The following is an 18,271-nucleotide window of genomic DNA, read 5'->3' as shown; positions in this document are numbered from 1 at the left end:
GCTTGTGGTCGGTGTCGGCCATCGTGTCCTCAGGCTTCTCGCGTCGCGTCGTCCAGGGCGGTGTCCTGCAGCGCCATGCTGATGAGGGTTTCGGTGTCCATCGCGTCGATCGCGTCCTGCTGCCCCGCCACGGGGGCGGCCGCAGCGGCGGGGGCGGCGCCCGCGAGTTCGAGCAGGGTGTCCATCAGCCCCGCGTCGTGCAGCCGGATGAGCGGGATCGAGGCGAGCAGGCGGCGGACCGTGTCCTCGTCGGCGCCGGCGTCACCGTCGGCGTGGTCGGGCACCAGTTCCGTGGCGAGGTGCTCGGCCAGCACCCGGGCGTTCGGATAGTCGAAGAGCAGGGTGGGCGGCAGCCGCAGCCCGGTGGCGGCGTTGACGGCGTTGCGGAACTCCACCGCCCCCAGCGAGTCGAATCCGAGGTCGCCGAAGGCCCTCTCCGGTTCGATGGCCTCCGGCCCCGCGTGCCCCAGCACGGCCGCCGCATGGGTACGGACGAGGGTGAGCAGCTCGCCGTACCGCTCGTCGGCGGGCAGCGCGGCCAGCCGCTGCCGCAGTGCGGCCGCCCTTCCCTCGTCATGCCGCGCCGACACGGCGCGCCGCGCGGAGCCGCGTACCAGGCCGCGCAGCATCGGGGGCGCCTCGGCCGCGTTCAGCGCCTTGGTCTCCAGGTGCATGGGGACCAGGACGGGGGTGGCGAGTGCGGCGGCCGTGTCGAAGAGCTTCAGCCCTTCGGCGGGCGACAGACCCGTCAGGCCCGTACGGACGATCCGCTGCCGGTCGTGGTCCGCCAGCTCCCCGGCCATACCGGCGTCGGTAGCCCACAGGCCCCAGGCCAGGGACTGGGCGGGCAGGCCCTGCGCGCGACGGTGCGCGGCCAGCGCGTCGAGGAACGCGTTGGCCGCCGCGTAGTTGCCCTGCCCCGGCGAGCCGATCGCACCGGCCGCCGAGGAGAACAGCACGAACGCGGTGAGGTCCATGTCGCGGGTCAGCTCGTGCAGATGCAGCGCCGCGTCCACCTTCGGACGCAGCACCCGGTCCACCCGCTCCGGCGTCAGCGACGCGATCACCCCGTCGTCCAGCACACCCGCCGCGTGCACCACACCCGACAGCTCCCGGCCCGCCAACAGCCCCGCCAGCGCCTCACGGTCCGCGACATCACACGCCGCCACCTCCACCTCGGCGCCCAGCCCGGTCAGCTCCGCCACCAGCTCCGCCACACCCGGTGCGTCCAGCCCGCGGCGGCTGGTCAGCAGCAGCCGCCGCACCCCGTGTCCGGTGACCAGATGACGCGCGACCAGCCCGCCCAGCGCCCCCGATGCGCCCGTGACCAGCACCGCGGCGCCGAAGACGGACGACGGCTCGGACTCCGTCACCGAGGCGGCCCGGAGCCGTGGCGCGTAGACCTTTCCGTCCCGGACCGCCACCTGCGGCTCCCCCACCGCGAGCGCCAGGGCGATGTCCGCCTCGTCCGCCTCGTCCTCCGTGCCGGCCACGTCGACCAGGACGAACCGCCCCGGGTCCTCCGACTGGGCGCTGCGCACCAGACCCCACACCGCCGCACCGGCCAGGTCGGTGACGTCCTCACCGGCCACCGACACCGCACCCCGGGTGACCACCGCCAAAGCTCCGGTCTCCGACTGGAGGGCCGCCAGAGCGGAACGCAGCGTGGACCGGACGTCTTCACCCTCGGCCCGCCACACCGTCATGTCGTCGGTTGCCCGGCCCTGTGCGGCCACCGGTGCCCACTCCACCTGGAAGAGCGAGTCGACGCGGGCGAGTGACGGTGTCGCCATCGGGCGCAGGGTCAGGGTGTCCACGGAGATGACGGGCCGGCCCGTGCCGTCCACGGCGTCCAGGGTGACCTGATCCTGACCCGGTGATGTCACCCGCACGCGGAGCACATCGGCGCCGGAAGCGTGCAGCTCCACGCCCGTCCAGGAGAACGGAAGGACGACACGGTCGTCGTCCGACAGCAGCGGGATCGCGTGCAGGGCCGCGTCCAGCAGCCCCGGGTGCAGCCCGAACCGGTCCGCCGCGCCGGGCAGTACGACCTCGGCGAACACCTCGTCGCCGCTCCGCCAGGCGGCCTTCAGCCCCTGGAAGAGCGGCCCGTATGCCAACCCGGCGTCCGCCAGCGCCTCGTACAGGCCCGCCACTTCCACGGGCTCCGCCCCGGGCGGCGGCCACTGCGCCCTCTCCTTCGCGCCGTCCCCGGTGGCCGGGGCCAGTGTCCCGGCGGCGTGGCGGGCCCAGGGCTGACGGACCTCGTCCTCACCACGCGAATACACCTCGACCGGCCTGTGGCCGGACCCGTCCTCCGGCCCGACCAGCACCTGAAGGGCCACCGCACCGCGCTCCGCGAGGACCAGTGGCGCCTCGATCGTCAGTTCCTCGATCCGGCCGCATCCCACTTCGTCACCCGCGCGAACGGCCAGCTCGACAAAGCCCGTACCGGGGAAGACGATCCCGCCGCCGACGACATGGTCGGCCAGCCAGGGCTGTGTACCGGCCGACAGCCGCCCGGTCAGCACGGTCTGGTCCGTGCCCGCCACTCCGACCGCCGCGTCCAGCAGCGGATGATCGGATGCTTCCGGCCCGCGCCCCGACTCCAACCAGTACGACTGTCGCTGGAAGGGATAGGTCGGCAGATCGACGCGCCGCGCCCCACGGCCGCCGAGAACGGCTTCCCAGTCGACCCGGACCCCGGCGGTGAACAGCCGCCCGACCGCGGTGAACAGGCTTTCCGTCTCGGGATGGCCGCGACGCAGGGTGGCCGCCGTCGTGCCCTCGGCCACGGACTCGGCCACGATCTCCCGCACCATCGCCGTCAGCACGGCGTCCGGCCCGATCTCCAGGAACCGTGTGACCCCTTCGTCCCGCAGTACGCGCACATCGTCGGCGAACCGCACGGTGTCCCGCACGTGCCGCACCCAGTACTCCGCCGACGCCATGTCCTTCGTCAGCCGGATGGCCGGTGCGTGGTAGATGACGCTCTCGGCGACCTCCCGGAAGTCTTCCAGCATCGGGTCCATCAGCGGCGAATGGAACGCGTGCGAGACCTTCAGCCGGGTCGTCCTGCGGTCGCCGAAGCGCTCGGCGAGCGCGGTCACGGCGTCCTCGGCGCCGGAGACGACCACGGACACCGGGCCGTTGACCGCCGCGAGCCCCACCCGTTCGCCGAGGAGCGGGGTGATCTCCTCCTCGGTGGCCTGGATGGCCACCATGGCGCCGCCGGACGGCAGGGCCTGCATCAACTGTCCGCGCGCCGTGATCAGCCGGGCCGCGTCGGCGAGGCCGAACACCCCGGCCACATGTGCCGCCGCCACCTCACCGATGGAATGCCCGGTCAGCAGGTCGGGCTTGATGCCCCACGACTCCATCAACCGGAACAGCACCACTTCGAGGGCGAAGACGGCGGGCTGGGTGAACTCCGTGCGGCGCAGGGCCACTTCGTCGCCCCACATCACTTCGCGCAGCGGCATGGCGAGCGCGTCGCACACCTCGTCGAACGCCGCCGCGAACACCGGGAACGTGTCGTACAGCTCCCGGCCCATCCCCACTCGCTGGCTGCCCTGCCCGGTGAACAGGAACGCCAGTCGGCCTTCGGTGACCGAGCCGACGACGGCCTCGGACGCCCCGACCCGCACCGCGCGGTGCTCCAGCGCGGCCCGGCCGGTCGCGGCCGAGTACGCCACGTCCAGCGCGTCCTGCCCGACGGAGGTCATCCGGTCGAGCTGGGCCTCCAGCGCCGCCCGCGTCCTGGCCGAGACGACCAGCGGAACGACAGGCAACTCCCGCCGCTCCGTGGGCGTTTCCTCGACCGGCGGAGCCTCTTCGATGATGGCGTGGGAGTTGGTGCCGCTGATGCCGAAGGAGGACACGCCCGCGCGGCGTGGGCGGTCGCCACGTGGCCACTCCCGCGCCTCGGTGAGCAGCCGGACCTCGCCCGACGCCCAGTCCACCTGCGGTGTCGGCTCGTCCACGTGCAACGTTTTCGGCATGACGCCGTGCCGCATCGCCTGGACCATCTTGATGACGCCCGCCACTCCGGCCGCCGCCTGGGTGTGACCGATGTTGGACTTGATCGAGCCCAGCCACAGCGGCGTTTCCCGGCCCTGGCCGTACGTGGCGAGCAGCGCCTGCGCCTCGATCGGATCGCCCAGTGTCGTCGCCGTGCCGTGTGCTTCCACCGCGTCCACCTCGGCGGGTGACAGGCCCGCGTTGGCCAGTGCCTGCCGGATCACCCGCTGCTGGGAGGGGCCGTTGGGGGCGGTCAGGCCGTTGCTGGCGCCGTCCTGGTTGGTCGCTGTGCCGCGTACCACCGCCAGGACGGGGTGGCCGTTGCGGCGCGCGTCCGACAGCCGCTCGACCAGCAGCATGCCCACGCCCTCGCCCCAGCCGGAGCCATCGGCCGCGGCGGCGAAGGACCGGCACCGGCCGTCCCGCGACAGGCCGCGCTGTTCGCTGAACTCGATGAAGTTGTCCGGCGTGGCCATCACGGTGACGCCGCCCGCGAGGGCGAGTGTGCATTCGCCCGACCGCAGCGCCTGGGCGGCCAGATGCAGCGCGACCAGGGAGGACGAGCAGGCGGTGTCGACGGTGACGGCCGGGCCCTCCAGACCGAGGGTGTAGGCCACGCGGCCGGAGACGATGGCGCCCGTGCTGCTGTTCTGGCTGTAGTCGTGGTACATCATCCCGGCGAACACACCGGTCGGGCTGCCCTTGAGCGTCGTCGGATCGATTCCGGCGCGCTCCAGCACCTCCCACGACGTCTCCAGCAGCAACCGCTGCTGCGGATCCATGACCATCGCCTCGTTCGGCGCGATCCCGAAGAAGCCGGGGTCGAACTCAGCCGCGTCGTAGAGGAATCCGCCCTGGTCCACGTAGGTGGTGCGCGGCCGGGTGCCGGTGGGGTCGTAGATCCGGTCCAGGTTCCAGCCCCGGTTGTCGGGGAAGGCCGAGATCGCGTCCGTCCCGTCGTCCAGCAGCCGCCACAGGTCCTCCGGCGAGGACACCCCTCCGGGATAGCGGCAGGCCATGCCGATGATGGCGATCGGATCGCCGTCGGCCGGGGTCGTGACCGTTGTGGCGCGGCCCTCGCGCACGGTTCCCGACACCTCGTCCAGCAGATGGCGCGCGAGAACGGCGGGGGTGGGGTAGTCGAACACCAACGTGACCGGCAGCCGCAGGCCCGTCGCCTGGCCCAGCGCGTTGCGCAGCTCCATGGCGGCCAGCGAGTCGACTCCCAGATCGCGGAACGCACGCTCCGGGTCGACGGCCTCCGGTCCGGCGTAGCCGAGCGTCATGGCGGCCTGGGCGCGGACCAGGGTCAGCAGCGTGTCCAGCCGCTGGTCCTCGGACAGGCCCGCCAGCTGCCGGCGCAGCCCGTCCGCGTCGGCCCGGTTCCGGGCGGTTCCGCGGGTGACGACGGGGACCAGGCCGCGCAGCAGCTCCGGCACCGAACCGCTCGCGCGGACCGCCGCGAGGTCCAGTTTCACGGGGACGACCGCCGGGGGTGCGTCCGCCCGTACGGCCGCGTCTCGCACGGCCGTGTCGAAGAGGGCCAGGCCCTCGCGGTGGGACAGCGGGAGGATGCCACCGCGCGTCATGCGGGACCGGTCGGCGTCGCCCAGGCTCCCGGCCATGCCGGAGCTGGTCTGCCACACGCCCCAGGCGAGGCACTGGGCGGGCAGGCCCTGTGCGCGGCGGTGCGCGGCCAGGGCGTCGAGGAACGCGTTGGCCGCCGCGTAGTTTCCCTGCCCCGGCGAGCCGATGACCCCGGCGGCCGAGGAGAACAGCACGAACGCGGTGAGGTCCATGTCGCGGGTCAGCTCGTGCAGATGCAGCGCCGCGTCCACCTTCGGACGCAGCACCCGGTCCACCCGCTCCGGAGTCAGCGACGCGATCACCCCGTCGTCCAGCACACCCGCCGCGTGCACCACACCCGACAGCTCCCGGCCCGCCAACAGCCCCGCCAGCGCCTCACGGTCCGCGACATCACACGCCGCCACCTCCACTTCGGCGCCCAGCCCGGTCAGCTCCGCCACCAGCTCGGCGGCGCCCGGGGTATCCGCGCCCCGGCGACCGGTCAGCAGCAGCCGTCGTACGCCGTACTCGGTGACGAGATGCCGGGCCATCAGTCCGCCCAGCACCCCCACGCCGCCCGTGATCAGCACCGTGTCCCCGAACGTCGGCGTCTGATCGTCCGTCGTATCCGATGGCGATGCCGCCAGCCGGGCGAGCCGAGGCGCGTGGAGGGTGTTCCCGCGCACCACGATCCGGGGCTCCCCGGCCGCCACCGCCGACGCGATGGCAGCGTCGTCCGTCGCGTCCGCAGCGTCCAGGTCGACCAGGACGAAACGGCCGGGGTCCTCGGTCTGAGCGCTGCGGACCAGGCCCCAGACCGCTGCCGAGGCCAGATCGGGGGCGTCCTCGTCCCTCACCGGTACCGCGCCCCGGGTGACCACCACGAGACGCGAGGCGGCGGACTGCAGCGCCTCCAGCACCTGGTTCACCGCCGTACGGACATCGGATCCGGCGGCGACGCGCAGCACCTCGGTATCGGTGAGCGTGTCCCCGCCCGTGATCCCGCCGCTGGGGAGCGGGGTCAAGGCGACGTGGAAGAGCGATTCGGTGCGGGGCTCGGTCGTCACGGCGGTGAGGGGCCGCAGCACCAAGGACTCGACCGTCGCGACGGGTTGGCCGGTCGCGTCGGTGATCGTCAGGGCCGCGACACCGTCCTGGAGCGGGGTGATACACACCCGCAGCGCACCCGCGCCGGAGGCGTGCAGTTCCACGCCCGACCAGGAGAACGGCAGCAGGGCCGCGTCACCAGCGCCCGCCGGGGTGAGGCCGATCGCGTGCAGGCCCGCGTCGAGGAGGGCCGGGTGCAGACCGAAGGCATCCGGCTCGGCGTCGTCCGGCAGGGCGATCTCGGCGAACACCTCGTCCCCGGCCCGCCAGGCCGACCGCAGCCCCTGGAAGGTCGGCCCGTACGCCAGGCCCATGTCGACCAACTCCCCGTACAGGGCCCCGACATCCAGGTTCAGCGGCTCGGCCCCGGGCGGCGGCCAGGCGGTCAGATCGACACCGCCGGACGAGGTGGCCGCGGTCAGCAGACCGGTGGCATGCCGATTCCAGGGCAGGTCGAGGGCGTCCTGGTCACGGGAGTACACCGTGACCGCATGGCGGCCCGCCTCGTCCGCCGTGCCGACGACGACCTGTACGGCCACCCCGCCGCGCTCGGCGAGGACCAGCGGTTCGTGGAGGGTCAGCTCCTCGATCCGGCCGCAGCCGACCTCGTCGCCCGCGCGCATCACCAGCTCCACGAAGCCGGTGCCGGGGAAGAGCACCGATCCGTCGATGACGTGGTCGGCCAGCCAGGGCAGGGCCCCGATCGACAGCCGTCCGGTGAGCACCACCTCGTCCGAGTCCGCGAGCATGACCATCGCGCCCAGCAGCGGGTGGCCCAGCGCGCCCAGTCCCATCGAGACCGCGTCGGCGCCTGCCACCGCATCGGTCAGCCAGTACCGGCGGTGCTGGAAGGGGTACGTCGGCAGTTCCACCTGGCGGGCGCCGGATCCGGCGAACACCTTCTCCCAGTCGACGTCCACGCCATGGGTGTGGGCCTGGGCCAGGACGGTCAGGAAGCGGTCCAGGCCACCGTCGTCGCGGCGCAGGGTGCCGATCGCGGTGTGTTCCATGCTGGGTGCCAGCACCGGATGCGCGCTGGCCTCGATGAACACGTCCACGCCCCGCTCGGTGAGCAGGCCGATCACCCGGTCGAACTCCACGGTCCGCCGCAAGTTCCGGTACCAGTAGGCGGCGTCCAGACCCGTGGTGTCCATGAGGTCGCCGGTCACGGTGGAGTAGAAGGGGATCCGGGCGGCGCGGGGCCGGACCGGCGCCAGCACCTCCAGCAGTTCCTGCTCGATCCGCTCCACCTGCGCCGAATGCGAGGCGTAGTCCACCGGAATCCGCCGCGCCCGCACCTCCTCCGCCTCACACGCGGCCATCAGCTCCTCCAGGGCGCCCACCTCGCCGGAGACCACCGTGGAGGCGCCGCCGTTCACCGCGGCGATGGACATCCGGTCCCCCCAGCGGGAGATCCGTCGTTCCGCCTCTTCCCGGGGCAGGGCGACCGAGACCATCCCGCCCTGGCCGGACAGCGCAGGCAGCGCCTTGCTGCGCAACGTCACCACCCGGGCCCCGTCCTGCAGCGACAGCGCTCCGGCGACGGTCGCCGCGGCGATCTCCCCCTGGGAGTGGCCCACCACCGCGACGGGCTCCACGCCGTAGTGCCGCCACAGCCCCGCCAGCGACACCATCACCGCCCACAGCACGGGCTGGACCACATCGACCCGTTCCAACATGGCCTCGTCGCCCAGCGCCTCGCGGAGCGACCAGTCCACGAAGGCCGCCAGCGCCTCTTCACACGCGGCCATGTGATCCGCGAACACCTCGGACGACGCGATCAGTTCGAGCGCCATCCCCACCCATTGCGACCCCTGCCCCGGGAACACCATCACCGGGCCGGACCCGGAGCGGGCCGACACCACCGGAGCCTGCCCCCGCGCCACTGCGGCGAGGCCCTGCGCGATCTCCTCGCCCTGGGCGCCCACCACCGCGGCCCGGTACGCGTACGGTGCCCGCCGCGCCGCCAGCGACCAGCCCACGTCCGCCGGACGCGGCTCCCCCGCCGCCACGTCCAGCAAACGCCCCGCGTACTCGCGCACCGCGGCCTCGGACTTGCCCGAGATCACCCATGGGACCACCGGCCGGTTTTGCGGCTCCGAGGCGTCCTCGATCGGCGGAGCCTCCTCCAGGACCACATGCGCGTTCGTACCGCTGGCGCCGAACGACGACACGGCGGCGCGGCGCGGGCCTTCGCCCTCCGGCCAGGCACGGGTCTCGGTCAGCAGCCGGACGTTCCCCGCCGACCAGTCCACCTGCGGTGTCGGCTCGTCCACGTGCAGCGTCCTGGGCAGCGTCCCGTGCCGCATCGCCTGGACCATCTTGATGACACCGGCCACGCCCGCGGCCGCCTGCGTGTGACCGACGTTCGACTTGACCGATCCGAGCCACAGCGGCCGGTCGTCGGGGCGCTCCTGCCCGTACGTGGCCAGCAGCGCCTGGGCCTCGATCGGGTCGCCCAGCGTCGTTCCCGTGCCATGTGCTTCCACCGCGTCCACATCGGCGGCCGACAGGCCCGCGTTCGTCAGCGCCTGCTGGATGACCCGGCGCTGGGACGGGCCGTTGGGCGCGGTCAGGCCGTTGCTTGCGCCGTCCTGGTTGACGGCGCTGCCGCGTACGAGCGCCAGTACCCGGTGGCCGTTGCGGCGCGCCTCCGACAGCCGCTCCAGCACCAGCACACCGACGCCTTCGCCCCACCCCGTGCCATCGGCAGCCGCGGCGAACGCCTTGCACCGGCCGTCCGTCGACAGGCCCCGCTGCTTGCTGAACTCCACGAAGGTGACCGGCGTCGACATCACCGTCACCCCGCCGGCCAGCGCCAGGGAGCATTCTCCGCCGCGCAGCGACTTGACCGCCATGTCGAGCGCGACCAGCGACGACGAGCAGGCGGTGTCGACCGTCACCGCCGGGCCCTCGAGCCCCAGGGTGTAGGCCACCCGGCCGGAGACCAGCGCGCCCGTCACACTGCTGCCCGGATAGTCGTGGTACACCAGCCCGGCGAACACCCCCGTCGCGCTGCCCTTCAGCGCCGGCGGATCGATCCCGGCCCGCTCCACGGCCTCCCATGAGGTTTCCAGCAGCAGCCGCTGCTGGGGATCCATCGCCAGCGCCTCCAGCGGGCTGATCCCGAAGAACTCCGGATCGAAGTCCCCCGCGCCGTCGAGGAAACTTCCCTGTTTGACGTAGCTGGTGTTCTCGCCGGCCCCGTCCGGGTCGTACAGCCCGTCCAGGTTCCAGCCCCGGTCGGTGGGGAACTCGCCCACCGTGTCCCGGCCGTCGGCGATCAGCTCCCACAGCCCCTCCGGCGTGGCCGCGCCACCGGGGAAACGGCATGCCATTCCCACGATCGCGATCGGCTCCCGCTCCCGGTCCTCCACCTCGTGCAGACGGCGCCGGGTTTGCTGCAACTCACCGGTAGCGAGCCGCAGATACTCCCGCAGCCGGTCCTCGTTGGAGTCCTTCGACATCGTCATCAACCCATCCGTGAAAGTCCACAAGCAGACGCGGTGTCCGTCAGGACAGTCCCAGTTCCTTGTTCAGCGCCTCGAACAGCTCGTCGTCGGAAGCGGGTGCCAGGGCGCCGGCGCCGTCCGGCCCGGCGTCCGCCACCACGCCGCTCCGGGCGTCCCGTGCCCGCCGTGACACCGCCTCCAGCCGGGCGGTGACCTTGGCGTGTGCCGCGTCGTCGGCCGACGCGAGCGCGGTCAGGGCGGCCTCCAGACGGCTCAGTTCGGCCAGCAGTGACGCGGCGGGGTCGGCCTCGGCCGGCCGCAGCCCCTCGTGCAGAAGACCGACCACCGCGAGGGGTGTCGGGTAGTCGAAGACCAGGGTCGGAGGCAGCGAGAGGCCGGTCTCGGCGTTGAGCGCGTTACGCAGTTCCACGGCGCCCAGCGAGGTGAGGCCCAGCTCGTTCACCGCGCGGTCCGGCGGCACCTCCTCGACACCGTCGTGTCCCAGGATCCGCGCGACGTGGCCACGTACCAGCCCCAGCAGGAGCTGTTCGCGTTCCGGCCCGCTCAGCCCGCTCAGCCGCCGCTCCAGCGACGCCCTGCCGGACGGCGCGTGGCGGTGCGGGGTGCGCACCAGCCCGCCGAACAGGGCGGGAAGTGTCCCCGTCTCGGCCTGTCCGCGCATCACCGCCAGGTCGAACCGTGCCGGAAGCGTCGCGGGGGGCCGCCCGGGCGCGGTTGCCGCGTCCAGCAACGCGAGCCCCTCGTCGGGGGAGAGCGGTGGCATTCCCGTGCGCCGGAGCCGCTGCAACTCGGCCTCGTCCAGCCGGTCGGCCATGCCCCCGACCTGAGTCCAGGGCCCCCAGCCCAGGCACAGCGCGGGAAGCCCTCGTGCGTGGCGATACCGGGCGAACGCGTCCAGCCAGGCGTTCGCGGCGGCGTAGTTGCCCTGGCCGGCGCCGCCGAGCGTGCCCGCGACGGACGAGAAGAGCACGAACGCCGAGAGGTCGTGGTCGCGGGTCAGCTCGTGCAGATGCCACGCGGCGTCCACCTTCGGCCGCATGACCGCGTCCAGCCGCTCTGGCGTCAACGCCCCGATCAGTACGTCGTCCACGATCCCGGCCGAGTGCACGACAGCCGTCAGCGACCGCCCGGACAGCAGCGCGGCCACGGCGTCGCGATCGGCGACATCACACGCGGCCACTTCCGCCTCGGCACCCAACGCCGCCAACTCCGCCACCAGGTCGGCCGCACCCGGCGCGTCCATGCCCCGGCGGCTGGTCAGCAGCAAATTCTTGACGCCGTGCTCAGCAGCCAGGTGGCGGGCCGTCAGGGCGCCGAGCCCGCTCGTGCCACCGGTGATCAGCACCGCGTCGTCCGGGCCCCACGACGGGGTCGCGTCGTTCAGCGCCGGGACGCGAGCCAGCCTGGGCACCCGGATCTCGCCGTCGCGTACGGCCATCTCGGGCTCGTCGAGGCGCAACGCCTCCTCGGGCAATTCGGTGTCGTCGCCGGTGTCCAGGTCCACCAGGACGAACCGGCCCGGATACTCACCCTCCGCCGAGCGCACCAGCCCCCACATCGCCGCATGCCCCAGGTCGGTGCCATCGGTCGCGCCCCGCGTGACGACCACGAGCCGGGCGGAAGCCGCCTGCTCATCGGCCGGCCACTTCTGGATGACGGACAGCACCTGACGGGTCAGCGCGCGGAACCCCTCCGGCGTGGCGTCTGCCGCCGGCGGGCACTCGTAGATCACGTGAGCGCCGGTCTCGGAGGCCGCGGGGGGCGCCGGTGGGGCGATCCACTCGACGTGGAAGAGCGATTCACGGCCTCCGGTGTGCGCCCGCACCTCCTCCGTGGAGATCGCACGTGTCCCGGCCGACTCCACCGACAGGGCCGGACGCCCTTCCTCATCGACGCGCACCGCGACCCCGCGCCACGCGTGGGCGAGTGCCGGTTCGCCATCGGTGTGCGGACCGGCGGCCTCCGCGGCGGCGTCGAGCACCGCGGCGTACGTCACCTCATCGCGTGCCCAGGAGGAGCCGTCGGGCCCGGAGGCGAGGACACCCGTGGCGTGCTTCACCCAGGCCGTCCGGTCGTCACGCCGCGCGTGCACACTCAGGGACCCCGCCTCGGCGACCATCACGCGCAGCGTCATGACGTCCTCGGGGTCGGTCATGACCAGCGGTGTGTGGAGATCAAGCTCCTCGACCCGGCCACGTCCCGTCCGCTCGGCGGCGAACAGCGCCAATTCCAAAAACACCTGCCCGGGCACCACCACCGCGCCGAAGGCGTCGTGGTCGGCGAGCCACGGGTGGGAGTCGAGGGAGAGCCGCCCGGTGAACACGGCCCCGCCGTCCTCGGGAAGCTCCACCATCGAAGTCAGCAGCGGATGGTCGACGGAATCGGCCCCGGCGGGGGCTGCCGGCTGCTCGATCAGCCAGTACCGCTTGCGCTGGAAGGCATACGTGGGCAACTCCAGCCGCCGGGCACCGCGCCCGGCGAAGACGGCGGCCCAGTCCACCGGCACACCCGCCGCGTACAACCGCCCGACCCCGGCGAACACCCCCTCCACCTCGGGCCGGTCCCGCCGCAGCGTGGCCGCCATCGTGCCCTCGACGGTCTGCTGTGCCATCGCCGTCAGCACACCGTCCGGGCCCACCTCCAGGAACCGCGTGACGCCTTCGTCTCGCAACGCACGTACGTCATCGGCGAACCGCACCGCCTGCCGCACATGCCGCACCCAGTACTCGGCCGACGCCATGTCCTTCACCAGCCGGATCACCGGCCGACCGTAGGTGACGGTCTCGGCCACCTTCCGGAAGTCCTCCAGCATCGGATCCATCAACGGCGAATGGAACGCATGCGAGACGGGCAGACGGCTCGTCTTACGGTCCTTGAACCGCTCGACCACCGCCGCCACCGCGTCCTCGGCACCGGAGACCACCACCGAGGACGGCCCGTTGACGGCCGCGATCCCCACCTCACCGTCCAGCAGCGGCGCGACCTCCTCCTCGGTGGCCTGGATCGCCACCATCGCCCCACCCGACGGCAACGCCTGCATCAACCGTCCGCGCGCCACCACCAACCGCGTGGCGTCCTCCAGACTCAGCACACCCGCCACATGCGCCGCAGCCAGCTCACCGATGGAGTGACCGGCCAGGAAATCCGGCCGCAAACCCCAGGACTCCACCAGCCGATACAGCGCCACCTCCAACGCGAAGATCGCGGGCTGGGTGAACTCCGTACGCTCCAACCCAGCCGCATCATCACCCCACACCACCTCCTTCAACGCCAGCCCCGACGCCTCACACACCGCATCGAACGCCGCCGCGAAAACCGGGAAGACTTCATACAACTCCCGCCCCATGCCCAGACGTTGACTCCCCTGCCCGGTGAACAGAAACGCCAGCTTGCCACCCCCGCCCGCCACCACATCGCTGATCGTCTCCGACCCGACCAGCACCGCACGATGCTCAAACGCGGCCCGTCCCGTCGCCGCCGAAAATGCCACATCAAGCTCATCGTGGCCTACGGCGAACGCACGGATCCGCTCGATCTGCGCCTGAAGCGCCTCGGCGGTCGCGGCCGAGACGACGATGGGTGCCACGGGCAGCTCGTGGCGCTCCTCGGGCTCGTCCTCGGCCGGTGGCGCCTCCTCCACGATCACGTGGGCGTTCGTCCCGCTCATCCCGAACGAAGAGACCCCCGCGCGGCGCGGACGCTCGCCACGCGGCCACTTCCTCGGCCCGGTCAGCAGCCGGACATTGCCCGCAGACCAGTCCACCTGCGGCGTCGGCTCCTGCGCGTGCAGTGTCCTCGGCAACACCCCGTGCCGCATCGCCTGCACCACTTTGATGATCCCGGCCACCCCCGAAGCCGCCTGGGTGTGGCCCATGTTGGACTTGATCGACCCCAGCCACAGCGGTTCCGCGCGGTCCTGTCCGTACGTGGCCAAAAGCGCCTGCGCCTCGATCGGATCGCCCAGCGTCGTCCCCGTACCATGCGCCTCGACCGCGTCCACATCGGCCGCCGACAGCCCCGCGTTCGCCAGCGCCTGACGGATCACACGCCGCTGGGACGGGCCGTTCGGCGCCGACATGCCGTTGCTGGCACCGTCCTGATTGAGTGCGCTTCCCCGTACGACGGCCAGCACCGGATGACCGTTGCGGCGCGCGTCCGACAGACGTTCCAGCAGGAGAATCCCGGCGCCTTCGGAGCAGCCGACACCATGGGCCGCCGCGCCGAACGAATGGCAGCGGCCGTCCGTCGCCAGGCCGCGTTGTTCGCTGAAGTAGATGAACATCTCGGGGGTCGACATCACCGTCACCCCGCCCGCGAGCGCGAGCGCGCACTCCCCCGAGCGCAGCGACTGCATCGCCATGTGCAGGGCGACCAGCGACGACGAGCACGCCGTGTCCACGGTCACCGCGGGGCCTTCGAGGCCGAGCGTGTACGACACCCGGCCCGAGACGATGCTGCCGCCGTTGCTGCCGCGCGCGTAGTCGTGGTACATGACCCCGGCGAACACGCCCGTCGGGCTGCCCTTCAGCGACAGCGGGTCGATCCCGGCCCGCTCCAGCACCTCCCACGACACCTCGAGGAGTAATCGCTGCTGAGGGTCGGTTTCCGTCGCCTCGCGCGGGCTGATCCCGAAGAGCTGGGCGTCGAACTCGCCGGCGTCATGGAGGAATCCGCCCTCCCGAGAGGCTGTCTTCCCGGGCTTTCCGGGCTCGGGGTCGTAGATGTCCTCGACGCCCCAGCCGCGGTCGGACGGGAACTCCGAGATCGCGTCCACGCCCCCGTCCACCAGCCGCCACAGCCCCTCTGGCGAGTCCACCCCGCCCGGATAGCGGCATGCCATCGCGACGATGGCGATCGGCTCCCGGTCGCGGTGTTCGATCTCCGCGATGCGCTTGCGGGCAGCGCGCAGGTCCGTGGTCGCGCGCTTGAGGTAGTCAAGAAGCTTCTCCTGGTTGCCCACCACAGCCACCCCGGGTCGAAAGGCGCCCGACACTGCGACGCGCGCTTGCCGGGAACGCTACGCAGGGTGAAATGACCCCCCAACCCCTGATCGCCCCTAACCTCCTCACGCCTCTCCGCGGCCGCGGGCGGGCCTGCCCGTCCCCATCGATGCGGTCAGGTCGACTTCCGGCCGTCGAGCGTCTCGCGCAGGATGTCCGCGTGCCCGGCGTGCTGGGTGGTCTCCGCGATGATGTGCATCAGCACCCGGCGGACGCTGTACACCGCGCCCGGCTCGTGCCAGGGCACCTCCGGCAGCGGATGTGCCGCCGACAGGTCGGGTACGGAGGCGATGACGTCCTCGCTGCGGGCGGCGATCTGCTCGTAGCGCTCGACGATCCCGGCCAGCGTCTCGCCGGGCGGCATCCGGAACTCGCTCTGGTGGTCGATCATCCACTGCGGGAACTCGCTCGCGGTGCCGGCCATGATGTCGGCCCAGGTGACACCCTCGGGCAGGTCGTAGCGCATCGCCGACGGGCCCTCGACCACGAAGCGCATCCACCCTTCCTCCATGGACGCGACGTGCTTGATCAGCCCGCCCAGGCACAGCGCGCTGACCGTCGGCTGCTCGCCGGCCTGCTCGTCGCTGAGCCCGCGGGTGGTGTGGGTGAGGGCGGATCGTGCGGTGGCGAGTGCGGCGAGGAGGTCGGTCCGCTCGGCGTCGAGGGTCGCGGGGGATGTGGTGGTGGCGGTCACGGTGTTGAGGCCCTTCGGTTCGTTGTCGCTGTCCGGTACTCGAGAAGAGTCGCAAGGGAAGCGGCCAGGATGTGTCCGCTTCTCCGGGCACCATGGGGGTCATGCCGAAGACTTCCGCGCGACTGCTGTCGTTGCTCTCGCTGCTCCAGGCGCGCCGGGACTGGCCGGGCGCGCTGCTGGCGGAGCGGCTGGGGATCAGCCCGCGCACCGTGCGCCGTGATGTGGACCGCCTGCGGGAACTCGGCTATCCCATCGTGGCCTTCAAAGGGCCCGACGGCGGCTACCGGCTCGACGCGGGCGCGACGATGCCCCCGCTGCTGTTCGACGATGAGCAGGCCGTCGCGCTGGCCGTCGCCCTCCAGATCGCCGCCACCTCGGGCGCCGGCATCGAGGAGGCCGCGGTGCGTGCGCTGAACACCGTCCGGCAGGTCATGCCCGCACGGCTGCGTCACCGGATCGACGCCCTCCAGGTCACCGCCGTCGAGCGGCCCGCGGTGCGGCCGGAGCCGCGGGTCGACGGCAGCGTGCTCGTGGCGCTCGGCGCCGCCGTCCACGCCCATGAGGTACTGCGTTTCGACTACGCCCCGACGCATCCGCGGGAGGTGGCCGACAGCGGCGTACCGGCTCCACCACGTCGGGTGCAGCCCCATCACCTCGTCACCCGGGGCGGGCGCTGGTATCTCGTCGCCTGGGACCTCGACCGCGAGGACTGGCGCACGTTCCGCGCCGACCGGATCACCCCGCGCACTCCGACCGGGCCCCGCTTCACTCCGCGCGACCTGCCCGGAGGTGATGTGGCCGCCTTCGTGTCCGCCCGGTTCCGGGGCTCGGACGGCTCCGGTGACTGGCCCTGTCGCGGCGAGGTGATCCTCGGACTGCCCGCCGCCGACGTGTCCCGCCATCTCCGCGACGGTGTTGTCGAGGCCCTCGGCCCGAACCGCTGCCGACTCGTCCTGGGTTCGTGGTCATGGATCGGTCTGGCCTCCGACATCGGGAAGTTCGACGCCGACATCGAGGTCGTCGGCCCGGCCGAGCTGAGGTCCGCCTTCGCACACCTGGCCCGTCGCTACGCCGACGCCTGTTCGTGACACCGTCTTGTTTTACGTCTACTTTGCCTTTCGGGAACCCGGCCGGCGCCGGGAGCGTTCACCTTGAACAGACCGCGAAACAGCGCGATTGACGAGCAGAACCGGACGAGCAGCAACAGAAGCCGAGGTGGCACCAATGGCAATGTGGGACCGGCTCAAGGACCAGGCCAAGAACCTCCAGCAGTCCCAGAGCGCCCGGGGAAGGGGCGGGGCCGGGCAGGGGCACGGATCCTTTGGGCAGGGGCAACACGGTGGCCACGGCTCCGGCTCGTCCTCCGGGGGCTCCAAGGCGCAGCTGGTCGGCCTGCTCAAGTCCCAGCTGGCGTCGGTCAAGACCGAGCTGAAGAGCGGCGCCTACCGCGATGCCACCATGGCGATGTGCGCGTTGGTGGCCGCGGCGGACGGTCATGTCGAGCCGGCCGAGCGGCAGCGCGTCGAGGAGCTGATCACCACCAACGACGTCCTCCAGAACTTCCCGGCGGACCAGCTCCGCCAGGCGTTCAACAAGAACGTGGACCGGCTCGTGGCCAACTTCCAGTTGGGCAAGACCGAGGCGCTGCAGGTGATCGCCAAGGCGGCCAAGAAGCCGACGGAGGCCCGCGCGGTCATCCAGACCGGCATCGTCATCGCCGGGGCCGACGGTTACATCGAGCCGTCCGAACAGCAGGCCATCCGCGAGGCCTGCGCCGCGCTCGGGATCGCGCCCACGGAATTCGGCATCTGAGCCTCACGTCTGCTGGGCCCCGGGCTCCCCGGGGTCGGCCGACAGGGTCCGCACCGCTCGGGCGACATCCGCGCGGAGGTCGTCCAGGCTGTGGTCGGGCCCGAGGACCATGCGCCGCAGCTGGGGCATGGCGACACTCCAGCCGGCCAGGGCGAGCGTGAAGAACACGCGGGTGCGCGCGTCCCCCGCGTCACCGCCACGCCCGCCGGATTCGGCGGCGTCGACCTTGTCCTGGTAGTGGCGGGTACGGTCCTCTTCCGCCGGGACGGGCTGGTCGCCGATTTCCAGGGCTTCCCACATCACCAGGCGCAGCGCCTCGGGGTGGGCGCGGTGGTAGTCGAAGAGGCGCTCGGCGTAGGCGGGCAGGTCGTCGCTGGGCGGGACGGCCCGGGCGAGGTCGGCCAGGACGCGTTCGAGGACGGCGGCGAAGAGCTTGTTCTTGTCGCCGAAGTAGTCGTAGATCGCACGCTTGTTGGCCTTGGCGTGGGCGGCGATACGGTCCACCCGGGCTCCGGCGACGCCATGCGCGGCGAATTCCGAGGCCGCCGCGGCGAGGATGCGTTCCTTGGTCGCCGTTGAGTCGTATGCCATGCATCCGA

The 18,271-nt window shown here is 72.3% G+C and carries 5 protein-coding genes and 1 pseudogene; 2 read left to right on the top strand and 4 right to left on the bottom strand.

Going from position 1 to position 18,271, the window contains the following annotated elements; all coding sequences use genetic code 11:
• Nucleotides 1-29: 29 nt before the first annotated feature.
• From ACH4SI_RS01950 to ACH4SI_RS01940, 3 genes and pseudogenes are all read right to left on the bottom strand, one after another.
• Nucleotides 30-10,166, bottom strand: coding sequence for an SDR family NAD(P)-dependent oxidoreductase (locus tag ACH4SI_RS01950; RefSeq protein ID WP_398291467.1), 10,137 nt, complete (start codon nucleotides 10,164-10,166; stop codon nucleotides 30-32).
• 40 nt (nucleotides 10,167-10,206) lie between these two features.
• Nucleotides 10,207-15,126, bottom strand: a pseudogene (locus ACH4SI_RS01945) (SDR family NAD(P)-dependent oxidoreductase); the annotation flags it as partial.
• 155 nt (nucleotides 15,127-15,281) lie between these two features.
• Nucleotides 15,282-15,860: a DinB family protein gene (locus ACH4SI_RS01940; RefSeq protein ID WP_398291465.1), complete on the bottom strand. Its 579-nt coding sequence runs from the start codon at nucleotides 15,858-15,860 to the stop codon at nucleotides 15,282-15,284.
• Between the two features lie 101 nt (nucleotides 15,861-15,961).
• On the opposite strand from ACH4SI_RS01940, the gene ACH4SI_RS01935 reads away from it, so the two are divergent.
• Nucleotides 15,962-16,948 carry a helix-turn-helix transcriptional regulator gene (locus ACH4SI_RS01935; protein ID WP_398291464.1) on the top strand — a complete coding sequence of 329 codons (987 nt, stop codon included), beginning with the start codon at nucleotides 15,962-15,964 and terminating at the stop codon, nucleotides 16,946-16,948.
• 136 nt (nucleotides 16,949-17,084) lie between these two features.
• Nucleotides 17,085-17,672 carry a tellurite resistance TerB family protein gene (locus ACH4SI_RS01930; RefSeq protein WP_398291462.1) on the top strand — a complete coding sequence of 196 codons (588 nt, stop codon included), beginning with the start codon at nucleotides 17,085-17,087 and terminating at the stop codon, nucleotides 17,670-17,672.
• A 3-nt stretch (nucleotides 17,673-17,675) separates the two neighbouring features.
• Here ACH4SI_RS01930 and ACH4SI_RS01925 read toward each other — a convergent pair whose 3' ends face one another.
• Nucleotides 17,676-18,263 (bottom strand): TetR family transcriptional regulator, encoded by a 588-nt coding sequence (locus ACH4SI_RS01925; protein WP_398291460.1) that lies wholly within the window; start codon nucleotides 18,261-18,263, stop codon nucleotides 17,676-17,678.
• Nucleotides 18,264-18,271 lie beyond the last annotated feature (8 nt).

The sequence above is a fragment of the Streptomyces sp. NPDC021212 genome, assembly GCF_044332925.1.
Classification (GTDB): domain Bacteria; phylum Actinomycetota; class Actinomycetes; order Streptomycetales; family Streptomycetaceae; genus Streptomyces.
This window is presented reverse-complemented; position numbering and strand designations above follow the sequence as displayed.

Coding starts and splice junctions, on each gene's coding strand:
- ACH4SI_RS01950 (WP_398291467.1), bottom strand. CDS start 10,166: ATGACGATGTCGAAGGACTCCAACGAGGACCGGCTGCGGGAGTATCTG.
- ACH4SI_RS01935 (WP_398291464.1), top strand. CDS start 15,962: ATGCCGAAGACTTCCGCGCGACTGCTGTCGTTGCTCTCGCTGCTCCAG.
- ACH4SI_RS01930 (WP_398291462.1), top strand. CDS start 17,085: ATGGCAATGTGGGACCGGCTCAAGGACCAGGCCAAGAACCTCCAGCAG.
- ACH4SI_RS01925 (WP_398291460.1), bottom strand. CDS start 18,263: ATGGCATACGACTCAACGGCGACCAAGGAACGCATCCTCGCCGCGGCG.